Source organism: Streptomyces sp. NPDC054883 (genome assembly GCF_053610645.1).
Genome location: NZ_JBSGYT010000016.1, coordinates 97,278 through 123,074 on the forward strand (window position 1 = coordinate 97,278; position 25,797 = coordinate 123,074).

Consider the following 25,797-nt stretch of genomic DNA (forward strand, 5'->3'; position numbering starts at 1 on the left):
GTTCGGTCACGCCGGGCGGCGGGTCAGGGAGAGCAGGTCGCGGGCCGGGCCGGCCGGGCGGGCGCCCGTCGGCCAGACCGCCCGCAGCGCCCGCGCCAGGGCCGCCCCGGCCACCGGCACCTCCACCAGCCGCCGGGACGCCAGCTCGTCCCCCACCGCCAGCTCCGACAGCACGCAGGGCCCCGCCCCGCTCAGCGCCGCCGACTTCACCGCGGTGGTGGAGGCCAGTTCCAGCAGCGGCCGCGCCAGCCCCCCGCACGCGGCCAGCGCCGCGTCCAGCACCTGCCGGGTCCCGGACCCCCGCTCGCGCAGGATCAGCGGGGCCGCGGCCAGCTCCTCGGCCGCCACCCCGCGCGAGCGCCGCGCCCACGGGTGCCCCGGCGCCACCGCCACCACGAGCCGGTCCTGCGCGATGACCGCCGAGTCCAGTCCCTCGGGCACGGAGAGCCCCTCCACGAAGCCCACGTCCGCTTCGTGCGCGAGGACCAGCTCGGCGACGACCGCCGAGTTCCCCGCGTGCAGCGACACCGCGGTCCCCGGCCGCTGCCCGCGCAGCGCGATCAGCCAGCCGGGCAGCAGGTACTCCGCGATCGTCATGCTGGCCGCGACCCGCAGCCGCGAGTCCCGCTGCCCGCGCAGCGCCTGCGCGCCCACGTCGAAGGCCTCGGCCGCCTCCACCACCCGCCGCGCCCAGTCCGTGACCAGCGCGCCCTGCGCCGTCAGCGTCGAGCCGCGCGGCGAGCGGTCCACCAGCGCCACCCCCAGCCGGGTCTCCATCGCCCGGATCCGGCTGCTAGCCGCCGGCTGGGTGATCCCCAGCCGGCGGGCCGCCCCGCTCAGGCTGCCGACCCGCGCGACGGCGAGCAGCAGCTCCAGCGCGCCCAGATCCGGCACCCGGTGCGCGAGCGGCACCCGTTCCTCATTACCCATAAACCCAGTTTATGCCCTCATACGGAACCGCCCCCTGCTCCCGGCCGCGCCGGGCGGCGAGGCTGGAGCCATGGCCACCACCCTCGTGCGACCCCGCACCACCCCCGCACCCGCGCCCCGGGCCCACAAGGCCCCCGCGCTCCGCAACCTCGGCCCCAACTGGTACGCCTCCGTGATGGGCACGGCGATCGTCGCCAACGCGGGCGCCACCCTCCCGTACCAGCTCCCCGGCCAGCGCGTGGCCTGCCAGCTCGTCTGGGCGCTGTCCGCCGCGGCCCTCGCCGTCCTGCTCACCGCCCGCACAGGGCACTGGCTCCACCACCGCGACCAGGCCCGCGCCCACCTGCTGGACCCCGCCGTGGCCCCCTTCTACGGGTGTCTGGCCATGGCCCTGCTGGCGGTCGGCGGCGGCACCATGACCGTCGGCAAGGACCTGATCGGCACCCCGGCGGCCGTCGCCGCCGACGCCGTGCTCTACGCCGCCGGGACCGCGATCGGTCTGCTGATGGCCGTACTCATCCCCTACCTGATGGTGGTGCGGCACCAGATCGAGCCCGCGCAGGCCACCCCCGTATGGCTGCTGCCCCTGGTCTCGCCCATGGTCTCCGCCGCCCTCGGCCCCCTGCTCATCCCCCACCTGCCCGCCGGCCAGGCCCGCGAGGCGATGCTGCTGGCCTGCTACGCCCTGTTCGGCGTCAGCCTGCTCGCCACCCTGCTGATGCTCCCCCTCGTCTTCGGCCGGCTGATCGTGAGCGGGCCGCTGCCACCGGCGCTGACCCCCACCCTGTTCCTGGTCCTGGGCCCCCTCGGCCAGTCGACCACCGCCGTGAACCAGCTCGCCGACATGGCCCCCCTGTCGATCGGCGCCCCTTACGCGGACGCGCTCCGCGCCTTCGCCGTGGTCTACGGGGTACCCGTGATGGGCTTCGCCCTGCTGTGGCTGGCCCTCGCCGCCGCGATGCTGGTCCGGGCGGCCCGGGGCGGCATGGGGTTCGCGATGACCTGGTGGGCGCTGACCTTCCCCGTCGGCACCTGCGTGACCGGCGCCGCCGGGCTGGCCCACCACACCGGCCTGACCGCCTTCGCCTGGCTGGCCACCGCCCTGTTCCTCACCCTGCTGGCCACCTGGCTGCTGGCCGCCGCCCACACCCTGCGCGGCCTGCTCACCGGCCGGCTGCTGCCCCGCTAGCCGGCGGCCCGCAGCGCCCGCGCCAGCACCGCCGGAGCCTGCACCAGCGAGGGCCCGTACCACGTCAGGTGCCGGCCGCTGACGAGGGCGGCCGGCAGGTCCGGGAACGCCTCGGGGCCGTCCCCGGCCGTGAACCGGTACGGCTCGTCGGGCAGGACCACCAGCTCACAGCCCGCGTCGTCCAGATCGGTCGGCGCGATCCGCGGGTAGCGCTCGACGTGCCCGGCGTGGACGTTGCGCACGCCGAGCCGGTCCAGCAGGTCCCCGGCGAAGGTGTCCCGGCCCAGGACCATCCACGGCCGCCGCCACACCGGTACGACGGCGCGCAGCGGACCCAGCGGCTGCACTGCCGCCCACGCCGCCTCGGCCTCGCCCAGCCAGGCCGGCCGCGCCAGCCCCAGCGCCCCGACCAGCACCCGGTCCATTTCGCCGAAGGCCTGCGCCAGCGTCCGGACCTCGGTGACCAGCACCGGCACTCCCGCCGCCCGCAGGGCCGCTGCCAGGTCCGGGGCCCGGTTCTCCTCCTCGTTGGCGATCACCAGGTCCGGGCGCAGCGCGATGATCGCGCGCACGTCGGGGTTCTTCGTGCCACCGATCCGTGCCGCTCCCCCGAGGTCCGCCGGGTGCGTACACCAGTCGGTGACCCCGACGAGCAGGCCGGGCGCGCTGACCGCCACCGCCTCGGTCAGCGAGGGCACCAGCGAGACGATCCGCCGCACGCCGCTCAGTGCTCCGGGGACGGCGGCTCGGACGTCGCGTGGATGTGCTCCCCCACCGCCACCACCAGGATCCGGGTGTCCTCGCTCACGGCCCGCCAGCGGTGCCGCACGCCACCGGACAGGAACAGCGCGTCGCCGTTCTCCAGCCGGTACGCCCGCCCCTCGGCCTCCACCTGGCAGGCACCCGCGACCACGTACATCAGCTCGTCGTTGCGGTGCTGGTACTCGCGCCCCGCGTCCTGGTCCCCGCTGAATTCGAGCGCGTGCAGCTGGTGGTGCCCGCGTACCAGGGGGCGCACGCCCGGGGCCGGCGCCAGGCCGGAGTCGTCCCCGGCCCGGACGAGGTCGACCGTGCGCGCCGTGTCGGAGGCGGCCAGCAGTTCGACGGCCGTGGTCTCCAGCGCGTCCGCGACCCGCTCCAGGGAACGCATGCTGGGCCGGGCCCGCTCGTTCTCTATCTGGCTCAGGAAGGGAACGGACAGACCGCTGCGCGCCGACACGACGGCAAGGGTCAGGTGGAGCGCGCGGCGCCGTTTGCGTACGGCCACGCCCACCCGGAGCGGCTGCTCCTTGGCGTCCTTCTCCTTCTCGTCCCTGCCGTCCGTGCCGATCTTGCCGTCCTTGTCGTTCATGTCGGGGCTGCCCTCCCCCACTCGTCGCACATCGGTGTGCTGTAAGCACCTTACGCAGCAACCGCCCCCGGATTCGCGTTCACGGCAGGACCGGCCGCCGGCCGCGGGCGGCGGGGCGGCTGCGGCATCATCGTCAGCGTGACGACACGACGCCTGATGCTCCTGGACACCGCCTCCCTCTACTTCCGCGCGTACTTCGGCGTGCCGGACTCCGTGAAGGCCCCGGACGGCACGCCGGTCAACGCCGTGCGCGGCCTGCTCGACTTCATCGGCCGGCTGGTCCAGGACCACCACCCGGACGACCTGGTGGCCTGCATGGACGCCGACTGGCGGCCCCAGTGGCGAGTGGAGCTCATCCCGTCCTACAAGGCGCACCGGGTCGCGCAGGAGCGGGAGGGCGGCCCCGACGTCGAGGAGACGCCGGACACCCTCACCCCGCAGGTGCCGATCATCGAGGCGGCGCTGGACGCGTTCGGCATCGCCCGGGTGGGCGTCGCCGGGTACGAGGCGGACGACGTCATCGGGACGCTCACCGCCCGTGCCACCGGCCCGGTGGACATCGTCACGGGCGACCGGGACCTGTACCAGCTGATCGACGACGGGAAGCGGCGGCGCGTGCTGTACCCGCTCAAGGGCGTCGGCTCGCTCCAGGTGACGGACGAGGCCTGGCTGCGGGAGAAGTACGGGGTGGACGGCCCCGGCTACGCGGACCTGGCGCTGCTGCGCGGGGACCCGAGCGACGGCCTGCCGGGGGTCCCCGGGATCGGGGAGAAGACGGCGGCGAAGCTGCTGGACGCGTTCGGCAGCCTGTCCGGGATCATCGCGGCGATCGACGACCCGGGGTCGAAGCTGACCCCCGCACAGCGCAAGCGGCTGGACGAGTCCCGGCCGTACCTGGCGGTCGCCCCGAAGGTCGTCAAGGTCGCCTCGGACGTCCCGCTGCCCCCCTTCGACCCCGCCCTTCCGGCGGCGCCCGCCCAGCCCGAGCTGGTCCAGGCGCTCGCCCGCCGGTGGGGCCTGGGCGGAGCCGTGGCCCGGCTGGGCAGCGCACTCCACCGCTGAGATGCTAACTTAGGGGAACCTAAGTTTCTGTGGAGTCAGGGGAGACGCCGTGGCAGAAGGACGCGCCCGCACAGTCGGCACCGCCGTCGTCGTACGCACCGAGCGGCTGACGCCGCACATGGTGCGGGTGGTGCTGGGCGGCGACGGGCTGACCGGATTCGGCGCGGGCGACTTCACCGACCATTACGTGAAGCTCCTCTTCGCCCCGGTCGGCGTCCGCTACGACGCCCCCTGGGACCTGGACCGGATCCGTGCCGAGCACCCCCGCGAGGAGTGGCCGCGCCAGCGGGCGTACACCGTCCGCAGCTGGGATCCGGTGCACCGGGAGCTGGCCCTCGACTTCGTGGTGCACGGCGACGAGGGCCTGGCCGGGCCCTGGGCGGCCTCCGTCCAGCCCGGCGAGGAGGTCCGGTTCCTCGGCCCGGGCGGGGCCTACGCCCCCTCCCCGACCGCGGGCTGGCACCTGCTGGCGGGCGACGAGAGCGCCCTGCCGGCGATCGGCGCGGCGATGGAGCGGATGCCGGCCGGCGCGGTGGTGCACGCGTTCGTGGAGATCGACGGCCCCGCCGACGAACAGAAGATCGCCACCCCGGACGGCGTCGTCCCGGTCTGGCTGCACCGCGGCGACCGCCCGATCGGCGAGGCCCTGGTGAAGGCGGTCTCGGCGCTGGAGTTCCCCTCGCGCGACGTCCACGCCTTCGTCCACGGCGAGGCGGGCTTCGTGAAGTCCCTCCGCCACCACCTCCGCGTGGACCGCGGCATCCCGCGCGAACGCCTGTCCATCTCGGGCTACTGGCGCCTGGGCCAGACGGACGAGGGCTGGCGAGCGATCAAGCGCGACTGGAACGCCAGGATCGAGGCCGAACAAGAACCCGCCGCCGCGGCCTGACACCCGGCCGCTCCAGCCCGGGGCGCAAACCCAGCCCCGCCGCCGATCGAGGCGCGGGCCGATCCAGCCCCGCCGGCGATCGAGGCGCGGGGTACGGGGCGGAGCCCCGGAAGCCCGGCGCGGCCGGGGCCGCGCAGCGAGGCGGCTCCGCAGACGAACCCCCGCAGCGCGGCGCAGCCCCCAGGCGGGGTCACCCGTTCAGCGGGACACTGACCCCATGCGTACCCTGCACGCACTCGCCACCGCCGGCGCCGCCCTCCTCGCCGCGACGACCACCACGGCAGTCACCACGGCGCCCGCCCCGCCCCCGGCCCCGCACCCCCTCATCAGCGACGCCGCCGTCGCCCGGGCCGTGGCCCGCCTCGACGCCACCGTCACCGCCATGATGTCCCGCACCGGCGTCCCCGGCGTCTCCGTCGCCGTCGTCCACGACGACAAGGTCATCCACCTCAAGGGCTTCGGCATCCGCAAGACCGGCGAGAGCGCGGCCGTCGACCCGGACACCGTCTTCCAGATCGCCTCCCTCTCCAAGCCCGTCTCCTCCACCGTCGTCGCCGGCGTCCTCAAGGACCCCGCCCAGTGGGACGACCACGTCTCCCTCCCCGGCTTCGCGCTGCGGGACCCCTGGGTCACCGGCCACGTCACGACGGCCGACCTCTTCTCCCACCGCAGCGGCCTCCCCGACCACGCCGGGGACCTCCTCGAAGACCTCGGCTACGACCGGGCCTACATCCTCGACCACCTGCGCCTGGAGCCCCTCACCCCCTTCCGCGCGAGCTACGCCTACACCAACTTCGGCCTCACCGCCGCCGCCGAGGCCATCGCCAGGGCCCGCGGCGTCAGCTGGCAGAAGCTCTCCGACGACACCCTCTTCAAGCCCGCCGGCATGACCCGTACCAGCACCGAGTTCGCCGCGTACGCCCACGCCCCCGACCGCGCCGCCACCCACGTCAAGAACCCCGACGGCAGCTGGAGCCCGCGCTTCGTCCGCGACCCCGACGCCCAGGCCCCCGCCGGCGGCGTCAGCTCCACCGCCCGCGACATGGCCCGCTGGATGCGCCTCCAGCTCTCCGGCGGCACCCTCGACGGCAAGCGGATCGTCCCCGCCGACACCCTCGCCCGCACCCACCTCCCCGAGATCGTCTCCCAGCCCGTCAACGCCACCGGCACGACCTCGTTCTACGGGCTCGGCTGGAACGTCGGCTACGACGCCGCCGGCCGGGTGCGCCTGAGCCACTCCGGGGCCTTCGACCTCGGCGCCAACACCAACGTCACGATGCTCCCCCTGGAGCGGCTCGGCATCGTCGTCCTGACCAACGGCGCCCCGGTCGGTCTCGCCGACGCCGTCGCGCTCGACTTCTTCGACGTCGCCGAGCACGGCAAGGCCACCGCCGACTGGCTCGGACTCCTCGCGCAGCTCTACGCCAAAATGGACGACGCGGGCCACTCGCACACCGACTACGCCCACCCGCCCGCCACCGCGAAACCGGCCCGGGCGGACTCCGCGTACACCGGCACGTACGACAACCCCTACTACGGCAAGGCCACCGTCACCGCGAACCCCGACGGCAGCGGCCTCACCCTCGCCCTCGGTCCGGAGCCGCAGCGCTACCCGCTCACCCACTACGACGGCGGCACGTTCAGCTTCGAGACCCGCGGCGAGAACGCCGTCGGCCGTACCGGCGCCACCTTCACCGACACCACCCTGCGCATCGAGTACCTGGACGCCACCCACCTGGGCACCTTCACCCGCCGGTAGCCGCCCCGGCAGGGCCTACGCTGGACCCCGATGAGACGCAGATCCCACATCCCGCCCGCCCCCCTGCCCCAGCTGGCCGGCATCGACCCGGTCCGGCTGCGGCTGCCCCCCGACCCGGACGGGCTGTGGGCGGACCTCGGCGCCTACCTCGCCGCCCGCTACGCCGGCACCCGCGGCGCCGAGTCCATGGCGCGGCTGCTGGACTCGGGCCGCGTCCTCGGCCCCGGCGGGCGCGTCCTGCGCCCGCGCGACCCGTACGAGCCGGGCGCGTTCCTGTGGTTCCACCGGGACATGCCGCCCGAGCCGGTCGTGCCGTTCCCGATCCGCGTCGTCCACCGTGACGCGCACCTCCTGGTCGTGGACAAGCCGCACTTCCTGGCCACGACCCCGCGCGGCACCCACGTCTTCCAGACCGCCCTGGCGCGGCTGCGCGTGGAGCTGGACCTGCCCGCCCTCAGCCCGGCGCACCGCCTCGACCGGATGACCGCCGGACTGGTGATGTTCAGCATCCGCCCCGAGGACCGCGGGGCCTACCAGTCGCTGTTCGAGCAGCGGAAGGTCTTCAAGGAGTACGAGGCCGTCGCCGCGCACGATCCGCGGGTCCGGCTTCCGCGTACGGTGCGCAGCCACATCGAGAAGGTGCGCGGCGAGATGGCCGCGGTGGAGGTGGCGGGCGCCGAACCGAACGCCGAGAGCCTCGTCGAGCTCATCGCCACCCGCGGGGAACTGGGCCGCTACCGGCTGACGCCGCACACCGGGCGCACCCATCAGCTGCGGGTGCACATGAACGGTCTGGGCCTGCCGATCCTCGGCGACCCCGTCTACCCGGTGGTCGCCGCGGCCGCGGACCCGGCCGACTACCGGCGTCCCCTCCAACTCCTGGCCCGCAAGCTCGCGTTCACCGATCCGCTGACCGGCACCGCCCACCGTCTGGAGAGCGGGCTGACCCTGCGGGCCTGGGACGACCTCCCCGGCTGGGAGGCCGGTCCCTGAAGCGGAAGCGCCTCAAAGGGCTCAGGCCTGCTCCCTGACCCCCGCGACCCGCAGCGCCGCGTCCGCGGCGGCCTCGGCGAAGGCGGCGACCGGCCGCGCCGGGTCGGAGCGGTGGACGAGCATGACCCCCTCGATGAGGCCGAAGACGAGGTCGTTGCGCAGGGCCAGCCCGGCCCGGTCCCCGGCCAGTTCGGCCCCGACCGAGGTGGCGCGCAGCAACTCCCGGTAGGCCCCGCGCAGTTCCGCGCGCATCCGGTGGAACTGCGCGAACCGGGCCCCGCCCACTTCGGGCAGCAGGTAGAGGGCGCCCAGGTTGTACGGGCCGCCGCACAGCAGCAGCACGTCGGAGCGGCACAGCTCCCACAGCCGCCGCGCGGCGGGGAGGGCGGTATCGGCCAGCAGCCGGCGGGCCAGCGCCAGTGAGGGCGCGACCGTGGATTCCAGCAGCTCGGCGAGGAGTTCCTCCTTGCCGCCGAAGTAGTGGTACATCGTCGCCTGGCGCATTCCGGCCCGTTCCGCGACGGTCCGCGTGGTCGTCGCCGCGTACCCGTGCACGGTGAACAACTCGGCCGCCGCGCAGAGGAGTTCCTCGCGCGGCGGCCGGTCGCCGTGCCGTCTCAGCTGATCAGCGCGTGGCCGACCGACCCGTCTCGGCCCTTCGTCCGTTCCCCCACTCATGCGCCGATCGTCGCACAGGACACGTCCGATCGATCATGGCAAGAGATGAGATCCGGCCGTCCCACCTCTCGGAGGAAGACCCAAATCCGCTTAGCCGACGGAGCTGTAGGCCACCACACCGCGAAGCAGCGCGTCCACGGCCTTGCGGGCGTTTCGCGCCACCGTGCTGCCGCCCTGGGAGGACGGCGGGGCGGAGGACGACGGCGCCGCCGCCGCGATCTGCCCGAGCACGTCGATGACCTGCTTGCACCAGCGCACGAAGTCACCGGCCGGCATCTCCGCTTCGCGCAGCACCTCGTCCAGGCTCTTGTCGGACGCCCACTGGTAGGCGGCCCACGCGAAGCCGAGGTCCGGCTCGCGCTGGCCCACGCCCTCCGCCTGGTTGATCCGGTGCTCCTCCTCCAGCGCGTCGAGCCGGCCCCAGATCCGGACCATCTCGCCCAGCGCCGCCTTCGCCGCGCCGCCCGGCACCTTGGGCGCCACCGCGTCGTCGGACTGGCGCGCCTCGAACACCAACGCCGAGACACAGGCAGCCAGTTCGGCAGGGCTCAGCCCCTCCCACACGCCCTCGCGCAAGCACTCGGACGCCAGCAGGTCCAGCTCCCCGTACAGCCGGGCGAGCCGCTTGCCGTGCACGGTGACCTCGTCCTCGCGCAGGTAGTCCAGGTCGGTCAGCAGGGCGTGGATCCGGTCGAAGGTGCGGGCGATGGTGTTCGTCCGCCCCTCGATGCGCCGCTCCAACTGCACGGTGTCCCGCTTGAGCCGGTGGAAGCGCTCCGCCCAGCGGGCGTGGTCCTCGCGCTCGTCACAGCCGTGGCAGGGGTGCGCCCGCAGCTCGGCGCGCAGCCGGGCGATCTCGCGGTCGTCGGCCGCGGCGGCCCGCCCGCGCCCCCGCCGCTCGGGGACTATGTGCCCGGCCTTGGCCCGCAGCGCGGACGCCAGGTCCCGACGGGACTGCGGGGAGCGCGGGTTGAACGTCTTCGGGATCCGCATCCGGTCGATCGCCTCCACCGGGACCGGGAAGTCGATCGCCGCGAGCCGCTTGACCTGCCGCTCCACGGTGAGCACCAGCGGCCGCGGCCCCTCGGTGTACTCGTACCCCCGGTGCCCGTTGGACCGCCCGGCCGGCATGCCCGGGTCCAGCACCAGCGCGAGCCCGGCGAACTTGCCGGTCGGCACGTGGATGACATCGCCCGGCTTGAGCTTCTCCAGCGAACCGGCCGCCTGGACCCGGCGCTGCGCCGCGCCCTGCTTGGCCAGCTCCGTCTCGCGGTCCTTGAGGTCGCGGCGCAGCCGCGCGTACTCCTCGAAGTTCCCCAGGTGGCAGGTCATGCCCTCCCGGTAGCCGTCCAGGCCCTCCTCGTTGCGCTGCACCTGCCGGGAGATGCCGACGACCGAGCGGTCGGCCTGGAACTGCGCGAACGAGGTCTCCAGCAGTTCGCGCGAGCGGTGCCGCCCGAACTGCTGCACCAGGTTCACGGCCATGTTGTACGAGGGCTTGAAGCTGGAGCGCAGCGGGTACGTACGGGTGCCCGCGAGCCCGGCGAGCGCCACCGGGTCCATGCCGCGCTGCCACAGCACCACCGCGTGGCCCTCGACGTCGATGCCGCGCCGCCCGGCCCGGCCGGTGAGCTGCGTGTACTCGCCGGGGGTGATGTCGGCGTGCTGTTCGCCGTTCCACTTGACCAGTTTCTCGAGGATCACCGTGCGCGCGGGCATGTTGATGCCGAGCGCGAGGGTCTCGGTGGCGAAGACGGCCTTGACCAGGCCGCGGACGAACAGCTCCTCCACGACCTCCTTGAAGGTCGGCAGCATTCCGGCGTGGTGCGCGGCAATGCCCCGCTCCAGCCCTTCGAGCCATTCGTAGTACCCGAGGACGTGCAGGTCCTCGGTGGGGATGGACGAGGTGCGCGCCTCGACGATCTCCCGGACCCGCAGCCGCGCGATCTCGTCGTTGAGCCGCAGCCCCGCGTGCAGGCACTGCTGGACGGCGGCCTCGCAGCCGGCCCGGCTGAAGATGAAGTTGATCGCGGGGAGCAGGTCCTCGTTGTCGAGGCGGGCGATGACCTCGGGCCGGCTCGGGGTCCAGATCCGGCCGCGGGAGCGCCGCTCGCGCTCGCGGTCGGCCTCGCGGACCATCTTGCCGCGCCGCCGGTCCTTCGGGTTGTACGTGCGGCTGTTCTCTTCCCGCGCCATGCGCAGCAGGTCGGGGTTGACCTCGCGGCGGGCGGAGCCGCGGCCGCCGTGGTCGGACTCCTCCTCGAACAGGTCGTAGACCTTGCGGCCGGCCATGACGTGCTGCCACAGCGGTACGGGCCGCTCCTCGGAGACGATCACCTCGGTGTCCCCGCGCACGGTGTCGAGCCAGTCGCCGAACTCCTCGGCGTTGGAGACGGTGGCGGAGAGCGAGACCAGGGTCACCGACTCGGGGAGGTGGATGATCACTTCCTCCCAGACGGCGCCGCGGAACCGGTCGGAGAGGTAGTGCACCTCGTCCATCACCACGTAGCCGAGGCCCAGGAGCGACTGGGAGCCCGCGTAGAGCATGTTGCGGAGCACCTCGGTGGTCATCACGACCACCGGCGCCTCTGAGTTGACGCTGTTGTCACCGGTCAGCAGGCCGACCTTCTCGGCGCCGTAACGCTTGACGAGGTCGGCGTACTTCTGGTTCGACAGCGCCTTGATCGGCGTGGTGTAGAAGCACTTGCGGCCCTGCCGCAGCGCGAGGTGCACGGCGAACTCGCCGACGATCGTCTTGCCGGAGCCGGTGGGGGCGGCGACGAGGACGCCCTTGCCCGCCTCCAGGGCCCGGCAGGCCTCTACCTGGTACGGATCCAGGCCGAATTCGTACATCTCGCGGAAGGGAGCCAGGGCGGTGGCCTCTTCGGCGGCGCGGATCCGGGCAGCGGCGTACCGCTGCGCGGGTGAGAGTTCTTCGGTCATCTTGTCTTCGAGCCTACCCGCCGCCTGTGACAACAGTCGGATCTTTACCGGGAGCCCCGATGACCGGCCCGGGGGCCGGGACCGTCAGGTGGCGTCGTCGTACCCGTTGATCCGCTCGCGCCCGCCGTCGTCCTGCGCGGGCAGGGCCGAGGCGGCCGGGGCCGCCTCCACCGCACCGATGGGCGCGGGCGTCAGGTCCAGCACGGAGGCCTCGTCGTCGTCCAGGCCGGCGTCGGGGTTGCGGCGCTTGCGCCTGCGGTCGTTGATCAGGCACAGGCCCAGCGCGATGAAGTACAGGGCGATGATCGGGGCGGCCAGCGACATCATGGTGAGCGGGTCGCCGGTGGGCGTCGCGAACGCCGCGAAGATCGTGATGCCGAGCACCATGATCCGCCACCAGCTCGCCAGCCGCCGGGCGGTGAGCACGCCGGTGAAGTTGAGCAGGATCAGCAGCAGCGGCAGCTCGAAGGCGAGGCCGAACACGACGACCATGCGCGTGACCAGGTCGAGGTAGTCGTCGACCGGCAGCAGGTTGCGCGCGTTGTCCGGCGTGAACTCCAGCAGGATCATCGCGGTCTGCGGGAGGATCTTGTACGCGAGTACGGCGCCGGCGGCGAACAGCGGCGCTCCGGCCGCGACGAAACCGACGGCGTACTTCTTCTCGTGGCTGTGCAGGCCGGGGGCGACGAACGCCCACAGCTGGTAGAGCCACACCGGCGCGGAGAGCACCACACCGGCGGTGAGCGAGACCTTGAGGGCGATCGAGAACGGCGCGATGAGGCCGTTGACGGTCATGTCGGCGCAGGGGCGGCCGTTGCGCTGCGAGACCACCCCGTTGGTGCAGCCCACGGAGTCCAGCATCGGCTTCAGCATGAAGTCGATGAGGTCCTTGTAGAAGAAGGCCGCCACCACGGTGATCACGAGGATCGCCAGGACCGACTTCATCAGGCGGTTTCTCAGCTCACGCAGGTGCTCGACAAGGGGCATCCGCCCTTCGGCGTCCTTGTTCGCTTGACCCTGCTTGCGGGCAGACTTGAGCAACCCACGTCCCTTGTCTCGTTGCAGATGCTGGCGTGACCGGTGAGGCCGCAGGCTGTCAGCCCTGGGTGGTGCGGTTCGGCTCGCCGACCGGACGGGCGCTGGTCACATCACCGGGCGAGGCCTGGATCGTGCGCGGCGCGGCCGGCTGCTGCGGGGCCTGGTCGGCGACGGGGGCGGCGGCTTCCTCGGCCTGGCCGTCCTGCTTCATCGCCTTGGCCTCGCTCTTGAGGATGCGGGCCGACTTGCCGAGGGAGCGCGCCATGTCGGGGAGCTTCTTGGCACCGAACAGCAGGAAGATCACGGCGATGATCAGGAGGATCTCAAGAGGCTTCAGATTGCCGATCATGGGCTGACTTCCTTCTCACCGAAACGGCTGGTTAAGGGTGGCGGGCGGGCCGGGACGCAGTCCCGTCACCGCTCCTGCATGGATCGTAACCCCCAGGGGTTAACGCCCGGCAATCACCCGGCGTCTCCCCGCCCCCTGCGGCGCGGGCCGACCCGGACCGGTCAGGGGATCGTACGACCCCGTACGCGAGGTTTCTACGAGACTACGCCAACCGGCTCGCCGCCCGGCCGGCCGCGGCCAGATCCGCGGCGGCCCGCTCCAGGTCGCCCGCGGCCTCGGTGACCCGGCGGCTGGCCTCGGCCACCTGCGCCGACAGGCGGCGCACCGCCAGGAACACCCGCACGGCCGGCACCGCCAGCACGGCGAGACCGAGGAAACCCAGGGCAATTGCGAGCATCGGCCACAGCATGGGAGGAGCCTAGCGCCGCCACCGCCTCACATGCTGCGCAGGGTGCTCACACCACCGCCCGTCAGCAGCTCGACGATCCGGTCCCCGGCGGGCTTGCGCACCTGCGCCCCGCACTGCGGGCAGGTGAACGAGTAGAACGTGCTGCGGCGGCTGCCGCCGATCGCCAGGCGCAGCGCGCCCGCCGCGAGCTCGAACCGCCCGCGGCACTCCGGGCACCCGGCCTTGAAGGTGACCGGACCGCCGCGGACCGCGCCCGTCCCGGGCCGCTTCTGCCCGGGACCGGCGGCCGGTCCCGGGCCGCCCCCCGATGTTGCCGGCATCGCTCCCCCTAGCCCTGTTCCCCGTATCCCGCGAGTGCCGCTCGTGCGGCGCTGCGCGCGCTCTCCGCCAGCTCCGGGGGCGACACGATCCGCCCCTCCCGGCCCAGCCGCAGCGCGAGCCGGCGCAGCGAGGCCGGATCCGGGCTGCGCAGCGTGATCCGCAGGCCGCCCCCGGCCAGCTCCTCGGCGCTGTCGTGCGGGTAGTACTCGGCGACCCAGCGCCCGCCGGGACCCACTTCGACCACGACCTCCGGGTCCTCCGCGGCCGGCTGGACCAGCCCCTCGGACAGGTCGCGCGGCTCGATCGCGGGCGGCTCGGCCCGCTCGTCCAGCAGCCGGATCTCCGCGACCCGGTCCAGCCGGAAGGTGCGCCGGGCCTCGGAGAGGTGGCACCAGCCCTCCATGTACGTGTGCCCCACCGCGAACAGCCGGATCGGGTCGACCGTCCGCTCGGTCAGCTCGTCCCGCGCCGGCGAGTAGTAGCGCAGCCACAGCCGGCGGCGCTCGGCGATGGCCCGGTCGACGTCCGCGAAGACCCCGCCCTCGGACTCGAACGTCACCGACAGCCGGGAGCTGGCCCCCGCCGCCTCGCCCGCGGCCGCCTCCAGCTTCGCGGTGGCCCGCAGCAGCGCGTCCCGGTCGCTCTCGCGCAGCCCCGGGAGGGTCGCCACCGCCCGGGCGGCGACCAGCAGCGCGGTCGCCTCGTCGGCGGCCAGCCGCAGCGGCTCGGCCGTCGACTCCCCCGACGCGTCGGGGTTGCGCCACCAGATGCGCTCCCCGTCGGTGTCGATGTCGAGCAGGTCCCCGCCGCGGAAGCTCGTCCCGCACATGGGCAGCACGTCGAGGTCCGAGATCAGCTCGTCCTCGGTGATCCCGAAGGCGCGCGCGACGTCGGCGACGTGCGCCCCGGGGCGTTCGCGCAGATACGTCACCAAGGACAGCATCCGGCGGGTCTGGTCAATGGCGTTCGCAGCCATGCTGGTACGTCTCCCCCTCAGGGCGTGCGTTCATGACATCCGAGCGGTACGGATTTCCCCGGCGCGGCCGCTCCCCGCCGCGGCCGGTCAGCCGAGCGCGACGGCGCGCAGCCGGTCCACCACGTCCGCCCGCAGATCGGCGGGCTCCACCACCACCACGTCCGGGCCGAACTCCACCAGCCAGGCGTCCAGGCCGTGCCCGTACGGGATCTCCAGCTCGTCCCAGCCGTCGTCGCCCTGCTTGACGGAGGTGGCCTTGGCCCGCAGCGGGTACCCGGCCCCGGCCCGCAGCCGGATCCGCGCGGTGCGGTCCGCGCTCTCCCCGGCCCAGCTCGCCACGGTCTCCCGCACCGTCACCACGTCCGGCACCGGCGCGGTGTACTTGGCGGCCCGCGAACGGACCTTGCCGGTGATCCGCGACAGCCGGAACACCCGCTCCGCCCCGCGGTCGCGGTCGAAGCCCGCCAGGTACCAGTGGCCCCGCCAGCACTCCAGCGCCCACGGCTCGACCTGCCGGGTCTCCGGGTGGGCGGCGGTGGACTTGCGGTAGTCGAACACCACCGGCCGCCGGTCCCGGCAGGCCAGCATCAGCGGCTCGAAGGCCGCCTCGTGGACCGGGATGCGCGGCTCGATCGCACTGTGCTGGCCCTCGTACGGGTCACCGGCCTCCGGCATCCCGCCCGCGCGCAGCTTCTGCAGCGCCCCGCTGGCGGCGCCCGCCAGCCGGGCCTGCTGCCATACCTTGGCCGCCAGCCCCAGGGCGGCGGCCTCCTCGGCGTCCAGGGAGACGGGCGGCAGCCGGTTGCTGTCCCGGCGGGCCAGGTAGCCGGTCTCGCCCTCCAGGTTCTCCACCGTCTCGATCACCAGGCCGAGTTCGCGCAGATCGTCCTTGTCCCGCTCGAACATGCGGTTGAAGGACTCGTCGTTCCCCGCTTCCAGGTACGCCTCGATGGAACCCCGCAGCTCACGCTTGCTCAGCGGCCTCCGGGTCCCCAGCAGACACAGCGCCAGGTTCATCAGCCGCTCGGCCTTGGCAATCGCCATCGACGCCCTTCCGCCCTTCCCGACGTACACCCGCCGGCGTACACACCCGTGACCGTTGACCGTACCGTCCCGGAGGTCCCCGGCAAAAGCGAGGGCCCCCGCCTCACGGCAGGGGCCCCACGGCTGTGACGGCGCGGTCGCTCAGGCGGCCATCAGGTCACAGACGAAGATCAGCGTCTCGCCCGGGGCGATCACGCCGCCGCCCGCGCCACGGTCACCGTACGCGAGGTGCGCCGGGATCGTGATCTTGCGACGGCCGCCGACCTTCATGCCCTGGACACCCTGGTCCCAGCCCTTGATGACCTGGCCGACACCGAGCTGGAAGTCCAGCGGGGCGCCACGGTTCCACGAGGCGTCGAACTCCTCGCCGGTCGAGAAGGCCACACCCACGTAGTGGACCTTGACGAACGCACCGGCCTTGGCCTCGGCGCCGTCGCCCACCCAGATGTCCTCGACCACGAGGTCGGTCGGGGCGGGGCCCTCGGGGAAGTCGATCTCGGGCTTCTCGAGCTTGTCGCTCACGGAACTGCTCCTCATACGAACCAACAGGAGGCGCCTCCCGGCCGGGGCCGGCAGGAAACCGGAACCAAGTGTTACATCACCGCGAGGATGTCGAGGCTGAACACCAGCGTCGAATTGGCCGGGATCGTCCCCTGCTCCTTGTCACCGAACGCCTGGTCCGGCGGAATCACCAACAGGATCCGGCTGCCGGCCTTCTTGCCCAGGATGCCGTCCTTGAGACCCTTGACCGACAGATCGGACAGCGGCCAGGTCACCACCGTGTCGGTGGCGTAGGTGCTCTCGAAGGTCTTGTCGTCCTTCCAGGTCTTGCCGTTGAACTTCACCACGACCGTGTCGGTGTCCTTCACGACCGGGCCGTCACTCTCCAGGACGTAGTTCGAGACCGGCTTCGCGGGCGCGGCGGTGTCCTTCGGGACGGTCACGGACACTTCCTTGCCGTCCGTGTTCGTACCGACCTTCGGCAGGTCCTTGTCCTCCTGCGGGACTTCCTTGCCCGTCGCCGACACCGGGACGCTGGCACCCTTGACGATGTCCACCACGAACACGAGCGTGGCGTTCGGCTTGATCTTCTCGCCCGAACCCTGCGCGCCGTAACCGAGGTCCGGCGGGATCACCAGCTCGACCCGGCTGCCGACCTTCTTGCCCGCCAGGCCCTGGTCCCAGCCCTTGATGACCATGCCGGCGCCGATGGTCACATCGAAGGTCTTGCCCTTGCTGAAGCTCTCGTCGAAGGGCTCCTTGCCGTCCCACACCTGGCCGTAGTAATTGACCTGGGCGACGTCCTTCGCCTTGAGCACCGGGCCGGTGCCCTCGTGGAGGACGACCGCCTTCAATTCCTTCGGCGGGTCGCCCTTCCCCTTCGACAGGGTCGGCTTCTCCCCGAACTCGGCGCCCTTCGTGATCGCGGGCACCCCGTTCTTCATCTGGGCGGAGTCGGAGCCGCTGTCGTCACCGCAGGCTGCCGTCGTCAGCAGCAGAAGGGGTACGACCAGCAGGCCGGCAAGTCGGCGCACGTGTTCCTCAGATCTCAGACGGCAACGCGGTCGCCCGCCACTCTAAGGCGTGGACGGGGCCCCGTACGAGATGCGTACGGGGCCCCGGCCAAGATCAGCGAGATGTCACACTTTGCCGCCGCCCAGCGGGCCGCCGAGCGGCTACATACCGGCGATCAGCTTCTCCACCCGGTCGTCCACCGAACGGAACGGGTCCTTGCACAGCACCGTCCGCTGCGCCTGGTCGTTCAGCTTCAGGTGCACCCAGTCGACGGTGAAGTCCCGCCGCTGCTCCTGCGCCCGGCGGATGAAATCGCCGCGCAGCCGCGCCCGCGTCGTCTGCGGAGGCACCGACTTGCCCTCGAAGATCTTGAGGTCGTTGCAGATCCGAGCTGCCTGCCCCTTGCGCTCCAGGAGGTAGTACAGCCCGCGCCGGCGGTGGATGTCGTGGTAGGCGAGGTCTATCTGGGCGACCCGCGGATTCGACATCGTCATGTTGTGCTTGCCCCGGTACCGCTCGATCAGCTGGTACTTCATGACCCAGTCGATCTCGGTCCCGATCCGGTCCAGGTCCTCCTCCTCGATCGCGTCGAGGGTGCGGCCCCACAGCTCCAGCACCTGCTCCACCACACCCGTACGGATGCCGCGGCGCTCGGCGAAGTCCAGCGCCTTGTCGTAGTACTCGCGCTGGATCTCCAGCGCCGAGGCCTCGCGCCCACTGGCGAGGCGCACCTTGCGCTGGCCGGTGATGTCGTGGCTGACCTCCCGGATCGCCCGGATCGGGTTCTCCAGGGTCAGGTCACGCATCACGGTCCCCGCCTCGATCATCCGCAGCACCAGGTCCGTGGCCCCCACCTTGAGCAGCATGGTCGTCTCGGACATGTTCGAGTCCCCGACGATCACGTGCAGCCGGCGGTACCGCTCCGCGTCCGCGTGCGGCTCGTCCCGCGTGTTGATGATCGGCCGCGACCGGGTCGTGGCCGAGCTGACGCCCTCCCAGATGTGCTCGGCGCGCTGGCTCACGCAGTAGACCGCACCCCGCGGAGTCTGCAGGACCTTGCCCGCGCCGCAGATCAGCTGGCGCGTGACGAGGAACGGAATGAGGATGTCCGCCAGACGGGAGAATTCACCGTGCCGCGCCACCAGGTAGTTCTCGTGGCAGCCGTACGAATTGCCCGCCGAGTCGGTGTTGTTCTTGAAGAGGTAGACGTCGCCCGCGATCCCCTCCTCGTGCAGGCGGCGTTCGGCATCGACGAGCAGGCCTTCGAGAATGCGCTCGCCGGCCTTGTCGTGAGTGACCAGTTCGGTCAGGTTGTCGCATTCGGGAGTTGCATATTCCGGATGCGAACCCACGTCGAGGTAGAGGCGGGCGCCGTTCCGCAGGAAGACATTGCTGCTGCGGCCCCATGACACAACACGGCGGAAGAGGTAGCGCGCCACTTCGTCAGGTGACAGTCGGCGCTGTCCCCTGAACGTGCACGTGACGCCGTACTCGTTCTCCAGCCCGAAAATGCGGCGGTCCATGACTGAACATTACGCCTTCTGCCCTGTTCTGAAACCGGGTTCGAGAGCGGGGTTCCGATCAGTTTCCCGCGAAGGGCTCCGACACGCCGTCCGCACGGGCCGCGCCGCCCTCCCCCGGCAGCTGCCCCGCACCCCCCGCGCCGGACCCTGCCACCGCCCGGCTGCGCCCGGCCGAGGCCAGCACCCGCTGAGTGGCCGTCAGCACCAGCAGTGCCGCACCGCCCGCCACACCCGCCACGGCGAAACCGGCCGCAGTACCCCCCAGTTCCACCGCGGGACCCGCCGCCGCCGTACCGATCGCAGCCCCCACGCCGAAAAAGGTCACCAGCCACGAGAACGCCTCCGTCACCGTTCCCGCCGGAGCGTGCCGGTCCACCACGATGAACGCACACGCGATCGCCGGCGCCAGGAACACCCCCGCCAACGCCGTCAGCGCCGTCATCGCCACCACCCCCGGCACCAGCATCAGCGGCAGGTAACCCGCCGCCAGCAACGCCACCAGCACCCGCAGCCGCCGCTCCGGCGCCCCCGGCCACTGCCGGGCCCCGTACAGCACCCCGCCGGCCAGCGCACCCAACCCCAGCGCCGCCATCAGCCAGCCGTACACCGCCTGGCCGCCATGCCCGTCCGCGTACGCCACACCCGCCACCGTGATCGACCCCAGCGCCGTACCCACGAAGAAGAACGCCCCCAGCAGCGCCAGCAGCCCGCGCGAGCGCAGAGCGCCGAGCCAGTGCGCCGCACGCGGCTCCGAACGCCACGCCCGCGACGGCTCCGAAACCACCACCGACAGGGCCCCCAGCACCCCGATCCCGTTGAGCAGCACCAGGGCGACCGCCGGGTCCCACAGCGACACGAACAGCGTCACCAGCAGCGGACCGACCGTGAACATGACCTCCTGGGCCACCGCGTCCATCGCGTAGGCGGCATGGACCCGCTCCTCCTTGCCGCCCAGCACCGACGGCCACAGCGCCCGCAGACCCCCCTCCAGCGGCGGCGTGAACAACCCCGCCACCACCACCGCCGCGTACGCCTCCGCCACCGACCCCGTCCCGGCGAGCGCCAGCCACACCATCCCCAGCGCCGACACCACCGCCGCCGGCAACTGCACCCGCGGCTGCCCGTACAGGTCCACCGCCCGGCCCAACAACGGCTGCCCCACCGCGTTCGCCACGCCGTACACCGCCGCCAACGCGCCCGCGAGGCTGTAGCTGCCCCCCTCCGCCCGGGTGAACAGCACGATCGCGATCGGCGCCGTCGCGTTCGGCAGCCGCCCTATGAGCGTCCCCGCCAGCAGCCTCGCGGCATGCCGGGTTTTGAGCAGCTCCGCATAACCCGCGGCCATGTCCGCTCCCTTCTGCCCGGATCAAGCCGGAGTAATACGTATAACGTGTGCCGCCATACGTACCATGGCCACAACCCGCCAGTCCAGACGGCCCACCCACCCCCACCGCCCCCACCCGCCGTGACCTCGCACAACAGGAGCCCCGAGTGACGAGACCCACCAGCCGGGACGTCGCCACCGCCGCCGGGGTCTCCCAAGCCACCGTCTCCCTCGTCCTCGGCGACAAATGGCGCGGCCGCGTCTCCGAACGCACCGCCGCCCTCGTCCGCGAAACCGCCACCCACATCGGCTACCGCCCCAACCTCGCCGCCCGCAACCTCCGCCTCGGCAGCACCCGCACCGCCCTCCTCGTCGTCCCCGCCCTCACCAACGAATTCTTCGCCCGCGTCTACACCGGCGCCGCCGAAGTCGCCGCCGAACACGGCTTCGGCGTCGTCCTCTACCCCTCCCCCGACGGCACCGGCCCAGCCCGCGACCCCTTCGCCTCCGCCCGCGCCGCCCTCGACGGAGTCATCGCCTCCTCCATGGCCGCCGACGCCCTCGACGCCATCGGCGGCAACGGCCTCCCCCTCGTCATGCTCGACAGCGACCCCGCCTCCCACACCGCCGCCGCCCACGTGAACCTCGCCATGGCCGACGGCATGCGGCAAACCGCCGAGCACCTCCTCGCCCACGGCCACCGCCACTTCCTCCACCTCGCCTCCGCCGTCGACTCCTGGACCTTCCACATCCGCGCCCGCGCCCTCGCCGGCCTCCTCGAAGCCCCCGCCGAGCTGCGCACCGTACGCGCCCCCCTCACCGTCACCGGCGCCCGCACCGCCCTGGAAGCCGCCCTCAGCACGCCCGGCGCCCGCCCCACCGCCGTCATCTGCGACGACGACATCCTCGCCGCCGGTGCCTGCAAAGCCGCCCGCCGCCTCGGCCTGCGCGTCCCCGACGACCTCTCCGTCACCGGCTTCGACGACCTCGCCCTCGCCACCGCCGTCGAACCCGAACTCACCACCGTCCGCCTCCCCGCCGAAACCGTCGGCCGACAGGGCATGACCGCCCTCCTCGCCGTCCTCGAAGGCGCCCACTGGTCCGCCCCCGACATCCCCGTCGAACTCGTCGTCCGCGACTCCTCCGGCCCCGCCCCCCGAGCCTGAACGCACGAAAGCCCCGGCCCGCCGCAACGGCAGACCGGGGCTCCCCCGACACGCACTACTCCGCGTCGTCCTCCGGACCCTCGTCGTTCGACACCGCGTCGGCCTGCGCCGCCGCCGGCACGTCCGCCTCCAGCAGCCGCGCCAGCTGCCGGCCCCGGATCCGCTTGAACTTCCGCTGCTGCGGCCGCGTCCGGTCGAGCACCGCGACCTCCAGCCGCTCGGCCGGAATCGACTTGTCCGCACCGTTCGCCTGACTGGACAGCGCCTGCACCGCCAGCTTCAACGCCTCGGACAACGTCATCCCGTCCTGGTGCCGCTGGTCCAGGTACGTACTGATCTGCTCGGCATTGCCACCGACCGCGACCGAACCGTGCTCGTCCACGATCGACCCGTCATGCGGCAGCCGGTAGATCTGGTCCCCCGCGGCCGTCGCACCGACCTCCGCCACGACCAGCTCCACCTCGTACGGCTTCTCACCCGCACTGGAGAAGATCGTGCCCAGCGTCTGCGCGTACACGTTCGCCAGCCCACGGGCCGTCACGTCATCGCGGTCGTAGGTGTACCCGCGCAGATCCGCGTACCGCACACCGCCGATCCGCAGGTTCTCGTACTCGTTGTACTTGCCGGCGGCCGCGAAGCCGATCCGGTCATAGATCTCGCTGAACTTGTGCAGCGCACGGGACGGGTTCTCCCCGACGAACACGATGCCGTCGGCGTACTGCAGCACGACGAGGCTGCGACCGCGGGCGATGCCCTTCCGGGCGTATTCCGCCCGGTCGGCCATGGCCTGCTGGGGTGACACATAGAACGGAGTCGACACCGGCTGTCCGTCCCTTTCTTCTGGGTCCTACGGGGCGACGGATGGTCAGAGCAGGGCGGCGCGCGGGCCGTCCGGCTGCTCGAGCCGACGGTTGGTGACCGTACGGGCGATCTCCTGCGACTCGTCGTCGCTCAGCCGACGGAAACCCTCATCGGTGATGACGGTGACGATGGGATAGATGTGGCGGTAGAGGTCGGGCCCACCGGTCGCCGAGTCGTCATCGGCGGCGTCGTACAGCGCCTGCACGACCAGCGTGGTGGCCTGCTCCTCCGTCAGGTCGGGGCGGTACAGCTTCTTCATCGAGCCCTTGGCGAAGATCGAGCCCGAACCGGTGGCGGCGAAACCGTGCTCCTCGGAGCGTCCGCCGGTCACGTCGTACGAGAAGATCCGGCCCTTCTCCTTGGCCTCGTCGTACCCGGCGAACAACGGCACGACGGCCAGCCCCTGCATCGCCATCCCCAGATTGCTCCGGATCATGGTCGAGAGCCGGTTCGCCTTGCCCTCCAGGGACAGGGTCGCCCCCTCCACCTTCTCGAAGTGCTCCAGCTCCAGCTGGAACAGCTTCACCATCTCCACGGCGAGACCGGCGGTGCCGGCGATGCCGACGGCGGAGTACTCGTCGGCCGGGAACACCTTCTCGATGTCCCGCTGCGCGATCATGTTCCCCATGGTCGCCCGCCGGTCACCGGCGAGCACGACCCCGCCGGGGAAGGTGACGGCCACGATGGTCGTCCCGTGCGGCGCCTCGACGATCCCCTCCGGCAACTTGCGATTGCCGGGCAGCATGTCGGGCGCCTGCGCGCCCAGGAAGTCCATGAAGGACGAGGACCCCGGCGTCAGGAAGGCTGCCGGTAGACGCCCTGTGCTACGAGTGTTGGGTTCCACAGGTTTCCTTCCACGTAAGCGGCTGCACGCCGTATGACGTCCGGCCGATCCTTGAACTGCCCCAGTGCGGCGTTACAGCTGAAGCACAGTACGCCTCGGACCTTACCCGTCTGATGATCGTGATCAACGTGCTCCGGAGGAGCCTCTTGGCAGATCCCGCAGAGGCCCCCTTGCGCTGCGATCATCAGGTCGCGCTCCTCCTCGGTGATGCCGTAGGAACGCTTGAGGTGACCCGCCCGGCCCTGGATGGCTCGGCAGGCCTTGCACCGTGTGGACAGCCCGTCCGAGGCTGTGGCGTTCTTGTGCCATTCACTGTGCCGCTTGACCTCACCGCACTGTCGGCACAGCTTCCACCCTGCCGGAACCTCTACCTTCTCCTTGACGACTTTGCCCATCGCCGCCCGACGACGCCGGTAGTGCTGCGCCCCGCAGGACGCTACGCACTCCCGGCAACGCGGTTGCAAGCCATCCCCGCGATTGCGGTCTGAGGCGAACCCGCTTAACGGCACGTCCCGGCCGCAGCCGCGGCACCACTTCGTTCAATTGGACATGCAGGTAACTCTGGCGGCTTCACCTCAGATTCGAAGGCTATTCGCCGCCTTTTTGTACGAAACTCCGAACGAAATCCTCAGCATTCTCCTCAAGTACATCGTCAATCTCGTCAAGTACCGAGTCGACGTCGTCGGAGAGCTTTTCCTGGCGTTCCTTGAGGTCGGTCGATTCCTCGACCGCGGCCTCCTCGACCTCCTCGGTCGAGCGCGTCGCCTTCTGCTGTCCGCCGCCGGTGTCCTTGGTCGCCATGTCTACCTCACCCCGCTCGGTTCGCACGCTCACGTCGAGTGGTCCCGGACCGGGACCACTCCCAAGATCAGACCTTATGCCGGACCCTACAAGGAGGGTCCGACATTCGTCCCCGCACTTTCACAACGTCCGGGTGTTCCCATGATTCCCAGACCGGGGCCCTTTCAGGCCCCGCCCGGGCCGCCGATAGCGTCGGGCCCCGCTCAGCGGCCCGACAGCACCCGTACCAGGTCCTCCGCCGTGCGGCAGCGGTCCAGGAGCTCCTTGACGTGCGCCCGGGTCCCCCGCAGCGGCTCCAGCGTCGGTACGCGCTGCAACGAGTCGTGGCCCGGGAGATCGAAGATCACCGAGTCCCACGAGGCCGCCGCGACGTCGTCCGCGTACTGCTCCAGGCACCGGCCCCGGAAGTAGGCCCGGGTGTCCTCCGGGGGCTTGCCCTCGGCCCGCTCCACCGCCGGCTCCTCCAGCAGCCGCTTCATCTTGCCGCGGGCCACCAGGCGGTTGTAGAGGCCCTTCTCCGGGCGTACGTCCGCGTACTGGAGGTCGACCAGGTGCAGCCGGGCCGCGTCCCAGTCGAGCCCGTCGCGCCTGCGGTAGCCCTCCAGGAGCTCTCGTTTGGCGATCCAGTCCAGCTCCCCCGACAAGCTCATCGGGTCGGTCTCCAGGCGGCCGAGGACGTCCTCCCACCGAGCGAGGACGTCCTTGGTCTGCTCGTCCGCGTCCGTCCCGAACCGCTCGTCCACGTATTTGCGGGCCAGTTCGAAGTACTCCATCTGCAGCTGCACGGCGGTGAGTGTCCGACCGCTGCGCAGCGTGATCAAGTGGTGCAGGTCGGGGTCGTGGGAGACCTGGTGGAGGGTGCGTACGGGCTGGTCGACGGCCAGGTCGACGTTGATGAACCCGTCTTCGATCATGGACAGGACCAGCGCGGTCGTGCCGAGTTTCAGGTAGGTGGAGATCTCCGAGAGGTTGGCGTCGCCGATGATCACGTGCAGCCGGCGGTACTTCTCGGCGTCGGAGTGCGGCTCGTCGCGGGTGTTGATGATCGGCCGTTTGAGGGTCGTCTCCAGGCCGACCTCGACTTCGAAGTAGTCGGCGCGCTGGCTGATCTGGAAGCCGTGGTCGCGGCCGTCCTGGCCGATGCCGACGCGTCCGGCGCCGGTCACGACCTGGCGGGAGACGAAGAAGGGGGTCAGGTGGCGCACGATGTCGGAGAAGGGGGTCTCCCGCTTCATCAGGTAGTTCTCGTGCGTGCCGTAGGAGGCGCCCTTGTTGTCGGTGTTGTTCTTGTAGAGGTGGATGGGCTGTGCGCCGGGGAGCTGGGCGGCGCGTTCGGCGGCCTCGGCCATGATCCGTTCGCCGGCCTTGTCCCAGAGGACGGCGTCGAGCGGGTTGGTGATCTCCGGGGAGCTGTATTCGGGGTGGGCGTGGTCGACGTAGAGGCGGGCGCCGTTGGTGAGGATCACGTTGGCGAGGCCGATGTCCTCGTCGGTCAGCTGGCTGTTGTCGGCGGCCTCGCGGGCGAGGTCGAAGCCGCGGGCGTCCCGCAGCGGGTTCTCCTCCTCGAAGTCCCAGCGGGCTCGGCGCGCCCGGTGCATCGCCGCCGCGTAGGCGTTGACGATCTGGGACGAGGTGAGCATGGCATTGGCGTTCGGGTGTCCCGGGACGGAGATCCCGTACTCCGTCTCGATCCCCATTACTCGCCGTACGGTCATGCGGCCCTCCTTGCCCGGCGGCGCTCCCGTCCGGGAGCGGCGCTCAAGTACCGCTGGTGCTCCGATGCGTCGTGTGCGGCGTCCGTTCCCGCACTGCGCGACCTGCGGTACGGAAGA

At 71.9% G+C, this 25,797-nt stretch carries 25 protein-coding genes and 1 pseudogene; 6 read left to right on the forward strand and 20 right to left on the reverse strand.

Annotation, left to right across the window (positions count from 1 at the left end):
* Nucleotides 1-6 precede the first annotated feature (6 nt).
* Entirely contained in the window at nucleotides 7-930 is a 924-nt protein-coding gene (locus ACWGH1_RS15005; RefSeq protein WP_453408704.1) for a LysR family transcriptional regulator, read from the reverse strand.
* A 70-nt stretch (nucleotides 931-1,000) separates the two neighbouring features.
* Between ACWGH1_RS15005 and ACWGH1_RS15010 the strand changes: the two are divergent.
* Nucleotides 1,001-2,110: pseudogene (locus tag ACWGH1_RS15010) on the forward strand (TDT family transporter); the annotation flags it as partial.
* Nucleotides 2,111-2,115: 5 nt separating this feature from the next.
* On the opposite strand, the gene ACWGH1_RS15015 reads toward ACWGH1_RS15010, so the two are convergent.
* Nucleotides 2,116-2,838, reverse strand: a complete 723-nt coding sequence (locus tag ACWGH1_RS15015; RefSeq protein ID WP_453356120.1) for a helical backbone metal receptor — start codon at nucleotides 2,836-2,838, stop codon at nucleotides 2,116-2,118.
* Nucleotides 2,839-2,843: 5 nt separating this feature from the next.
* Nucleotides 2,844-3,470 (reverse strand): helix-turn-helix domain-containing protein, encoded by a 627-nt coding sequence (locus ACWGH1_RS15020; RefSeq protein ID WP_453356119.1) that lies wholly within the window; start codon nucleotides 3,468-3,470, stop codon nucleotides 2,844-2,846.
* 156 nt (nucleotides 3,471-3,626) lie between these two features.
* Between ACWGH1_RS15020 and ACWGH1_RS15025 the strand changes: the two genes are divergently transcribed.
* From ACWGH1_RS15025 to ACWGH1_RS15040, 4 genes are all read left to right on the forward strand, one after another.
* Nucleotides 3,627-4,532: a 5'-3' exonuclease gene (locus ACWGH1_RS15025; RefSeq protein WP_453356121.1), complete on the forward strand. Its 906-nt coding sequence runs from the start codon at nucleotides 3,627-3,629 to the stop codon at nucleotides 4,530-4,532.
* Between the two features lie 49 nt (nucleotides 4,533-4,581).
* Nucleotides 4,582-5,421, forward strand: a complete 840-nt coding sequence (locus ACWGH1_RS15030; protein ID WP_453356118.1) for a siderophore-interacting protein — start codon at nucleotides 4,582-4,584, stop codon at nucleotides 5,419-5,421.
* 217 nt (nucleotides 5,422-5,638) lie between these two features.
* Complete coding sequence (locus ACWGH1_RS15035) at nucleotides 5,639-7,180, forward strand: serine hydrolase (RefSeq protein WP_453356979.1); 1,542 nt, start codon at nucleotides 5,639-5,641, stop codon at nucleotides 7,178-7,180.
* A gap of 30 nt (nucleotides 7,181-7,210) precedes the next feature.
* Complete coding sequence (locus tag ACWGH1_RS15040; protein WP_453408705.1) at nucleotides 7,211-8,173, forward strand: pseudouridine synthase; 963 nt, start codon at nucleotides 7,211-7,213, stop codon at nucleotides 8,171-8,173.
* Between the two features lie 21 nt (nucleotides 8,174-8,194).
* Here ACWGH1_RS15040 and ACWGH1_RS15045 read toward each other — a convergent pair whose 3' ends face one another.
* The 12 genes from ACWGH1_RS15045 to ACWGH1_RS15100 form a co-directional block, all read right to left on the reverse strand.
* Nucleotides 8,195-8,851 carry a TetR/AcrR family transcriptional regulator gene (locus tag ACWGH1_RS15045; RefSeq protein ID WP_453408706.1) on the reverse strand — a complete coding sequence of 219 codons (657 nt, stop codon included), beginning with the start codon at nucleotides 8,849-8,851 and terminating at the stop codon, nucleotides 8,195-8,197.
* 90 nt (nucleotides 8,852-8,941) lie between these two features.
* The gene (locus ACWGH1_RS15050; protein WP_453356191.1) at nucleotides 8,942-11,794 is read right to left on the reverse strand and encodes a DEAD/DEAH box helicase; all 2,853 of its coding nucleotides are present in this window, start codon (nucleotides 11,792-11,794) and stop codon (nucleotides 8,942-8,944) included.
* An 84-nt stretch (nucleotides 11,795-11,878) separates the two neighbouring features.
* Nucleotides 11,879-12,835: a twin-arginine translocase subunit TatC gene (gene tatC / locus ACWGH1_RS15055; protein ID WP_453356190.1), complete on the reverse strand. Its 957-nt coding sequence runs from the start codon at nucleotides 12,833-12,835 to the stop codon at nucleotides 11,879-11,881.
* Nucleotides 12,836-12,890: 55 nt separating this feature from the next.
* Nucleotides 12,891-13,181 carry a Sec-independent protein translocase subunit TatA gene (gene tatA / locus ACWGH1_RS15060; protein ID WP_453356189.1) on the reverse strand — a complete coding sequence of 97 codons (291 nt, stop codon included), beginning with the start codon at nucleotides 13,179-13,181 and terminating at the stop codon, nucleotides 12,891-12,893.
* Nucleotides 13,182-13,383: 202 nt separating this feature from the next.
* A complete protein-coding gene (locus tag ACWGH1_RS15065; protein WP_453408707.1) occupies nucleotides 13,384-13,590 on the reverse strand; it encodes a hypothetical protein in 207 nt (68 codons plus the stop codon).
* 26 nt (nucleotides 13,591-13,616) lie between these two features.
* Nucleotides 13,617-13,910 carry a hypothetical protein gene (locus ACWGH1_RS15070; protein ID WP_453408708.1) on the reverse strand — a complete coding sequence of 98 codons (294 nt, stop codon included), beginning with the start codon at nucleotides 13,908-13,910 and terminating at the stop codon, nucleotides 13,617-13,619.
* 8 nt (nucleotides 13,911-13,918) lie between these two features.
* Entirely contained in the window at nucleotides 13,919-14,887 is a 969-nt protein-coding gene (locus ACWGH1_RS15075) for a helix-turn-helix transcriptional regulator (RefSeq protein WP_453353401.1), read from the reverse strand.
* Nucleotides 14,888-14,974: 87 nt separating this feature from the next.
* A complete protein-coding gene (locus ACWGH1_RS15080) occupies nucleotides 14,975-15,931 on the reverse strand; it encodes a helix-turn-helix transcriptional regulator (RefSeq protein ID WP_453353400.1) in 957 nt (318 codons plus the stop codon).
* A gap of 141 nt (nucleotides 15,932-16,072) precedes the next feature.
* A complete protein-coding gene (locus ACWGH1_RS15085) occupies nucleotides 16,073-16,468 on the reverse strand; it encodes an FKBP-type peptidyl-prolyl cis-trans isomerase (protein ID WP_453353399.1) in 396 nt (131 codons plus the stop codon).
* Nucleotides 16,469-16,524: 56 nt separating this feature from the next.
* Nucleotides 16,525-17,466, reverse strand: a complete 942-nt coding sequence (locus ACWGH1_RS15090; protein WP_453353398.1) for an FKBP-type peptidyl-prolyl cis-trans isomerase — start codon at nucleotides 17,464-17,466, stop codon at nucleotides 16,525-16,527.
* A gap of 141 nt (nucleotides 17,467-17,607) precedes the next feature.
* Nucleotides 17,608-18,969 carry a Pup--protein ligase gene (gene pafA / locus ACWGH1_RS15095; RefSeq protein WP_453353397.1) on the reverse strand — a complete coding sequence of 454 codons (1,362 nt, stop codon included), beginning with the start codon at nucleotides 18,967-18,969 and terminating at the stop codon, nucleotides 17,608-17,610.
* 58 nt (nucleotides 18,970-19,027) lie between these two features.
* A complete protein-coding gene (locus ACWGH1_RS15100) occupies nucleotides 19,028-20,314 on the reverse strand; it encodes an MFS transporter (RefSeq protein ID WP_453353396.1) in 1,287 nt (428 codons plus the stop codon).
* Nucleotides 20,315-20,460: 146 nt separating this feature from the next.
* Here ACWGH1_RS15100 and ACWGH1_RS15105 point away from each other — a divergent pair, with 146 nt between their 5' ends.
* Nucleotides 20,461-21,459 (forward strand): LacI family DNA-binding transcriptional regulator, encoded by a 999-nt coding sequence (locus ACWGH1_RS15105; protein ID WP_453353395.1) that lies wholly within the window; start codon nucleotides 20,461-20,463, stop codon nucleotides 21,457-21,459.
* 55 nt (nucleotides 21,460-21,514) lie between these two features.
* On the opposite strand, the gene prcA is transcribed toward ACWGH1_RS15105, so the two are convergent.
* From prcA to dop, 5 genes are all read right to left on the reverse strand, one after another.
* Nucleotides 21,515-22,279 carry a proteasome subunit alpha gene (gene prcA / locus ACWGH1_RS15110; protein WP_453353394.1) on the reverse strand — a complete coding sequence of 255 codons (765 nt, stop codon included), beginning with the start codon at nucleotides 22,277-22,279 and terminating at the stop codon, nucleotides 21,515-21,517.
* 45 nt (nucleotides 22,280-22,324) lie between these two features.
* The gene (gene prcB / locus ACWGH1_RS15115; RefSeq protein WP_453353393.1) at nucleotides 22,325-23,164 is read right to left on the reverse strand and encodes a proteasome subunit beta; all 840 of its coding nucleotides are present in this window, start codon (nucleotides 23,162-23,164) and stop codon (nucleotides 22,325-22,327) included.
* Nucleotides 23,116-23,559, reverse strand: coding sequence for an endonuclease VII domain-containing protein (locus tag ACWGH1_RS15120; RefSeq protein WP_453353392.1), 444 nt, complete (start codon nucleotides 23,557-23,559; stop codon nucleotides 23,116-23,118). Before ACWGH1_RS15120 ends, prcB begins: the two co-directional genes overlap by 49 nt.
* A gap of 193 nt (nucleotides 23,560-23,752) precedes the next feature.
* The gene (locus tag ACWGH1_RS15125) at nucleotides 23,753-23,965 is read right to left on the reverse strand and encodes a ubiquitin-like protein Pup (RefSeq protein ID WP_030233608.1); all 213 of its coding nucleotides are present in this window, start codon (nucleotides 23,963-23,965) and stop codon (nucleotides 23,753-23,755) included.
* A gap of 203 nt (nucleotides 23,966-24,168) precedes the next feature.
* Nucleotides 24,169-25,680 (reverse strand): depupylase/deamidase Dop, encoded by a 1,512-nt coding sequence (gene dop, locus ACWGH1_RS15130; protein ID WP_453353391.1) that lies wholly within the window; start codon nucleotides 25,678-25,680, stop codon nucleotides 24,169-24,171.
* Nucleotides 25,681-25,797 lie beyond the last annotated feature (117 nt).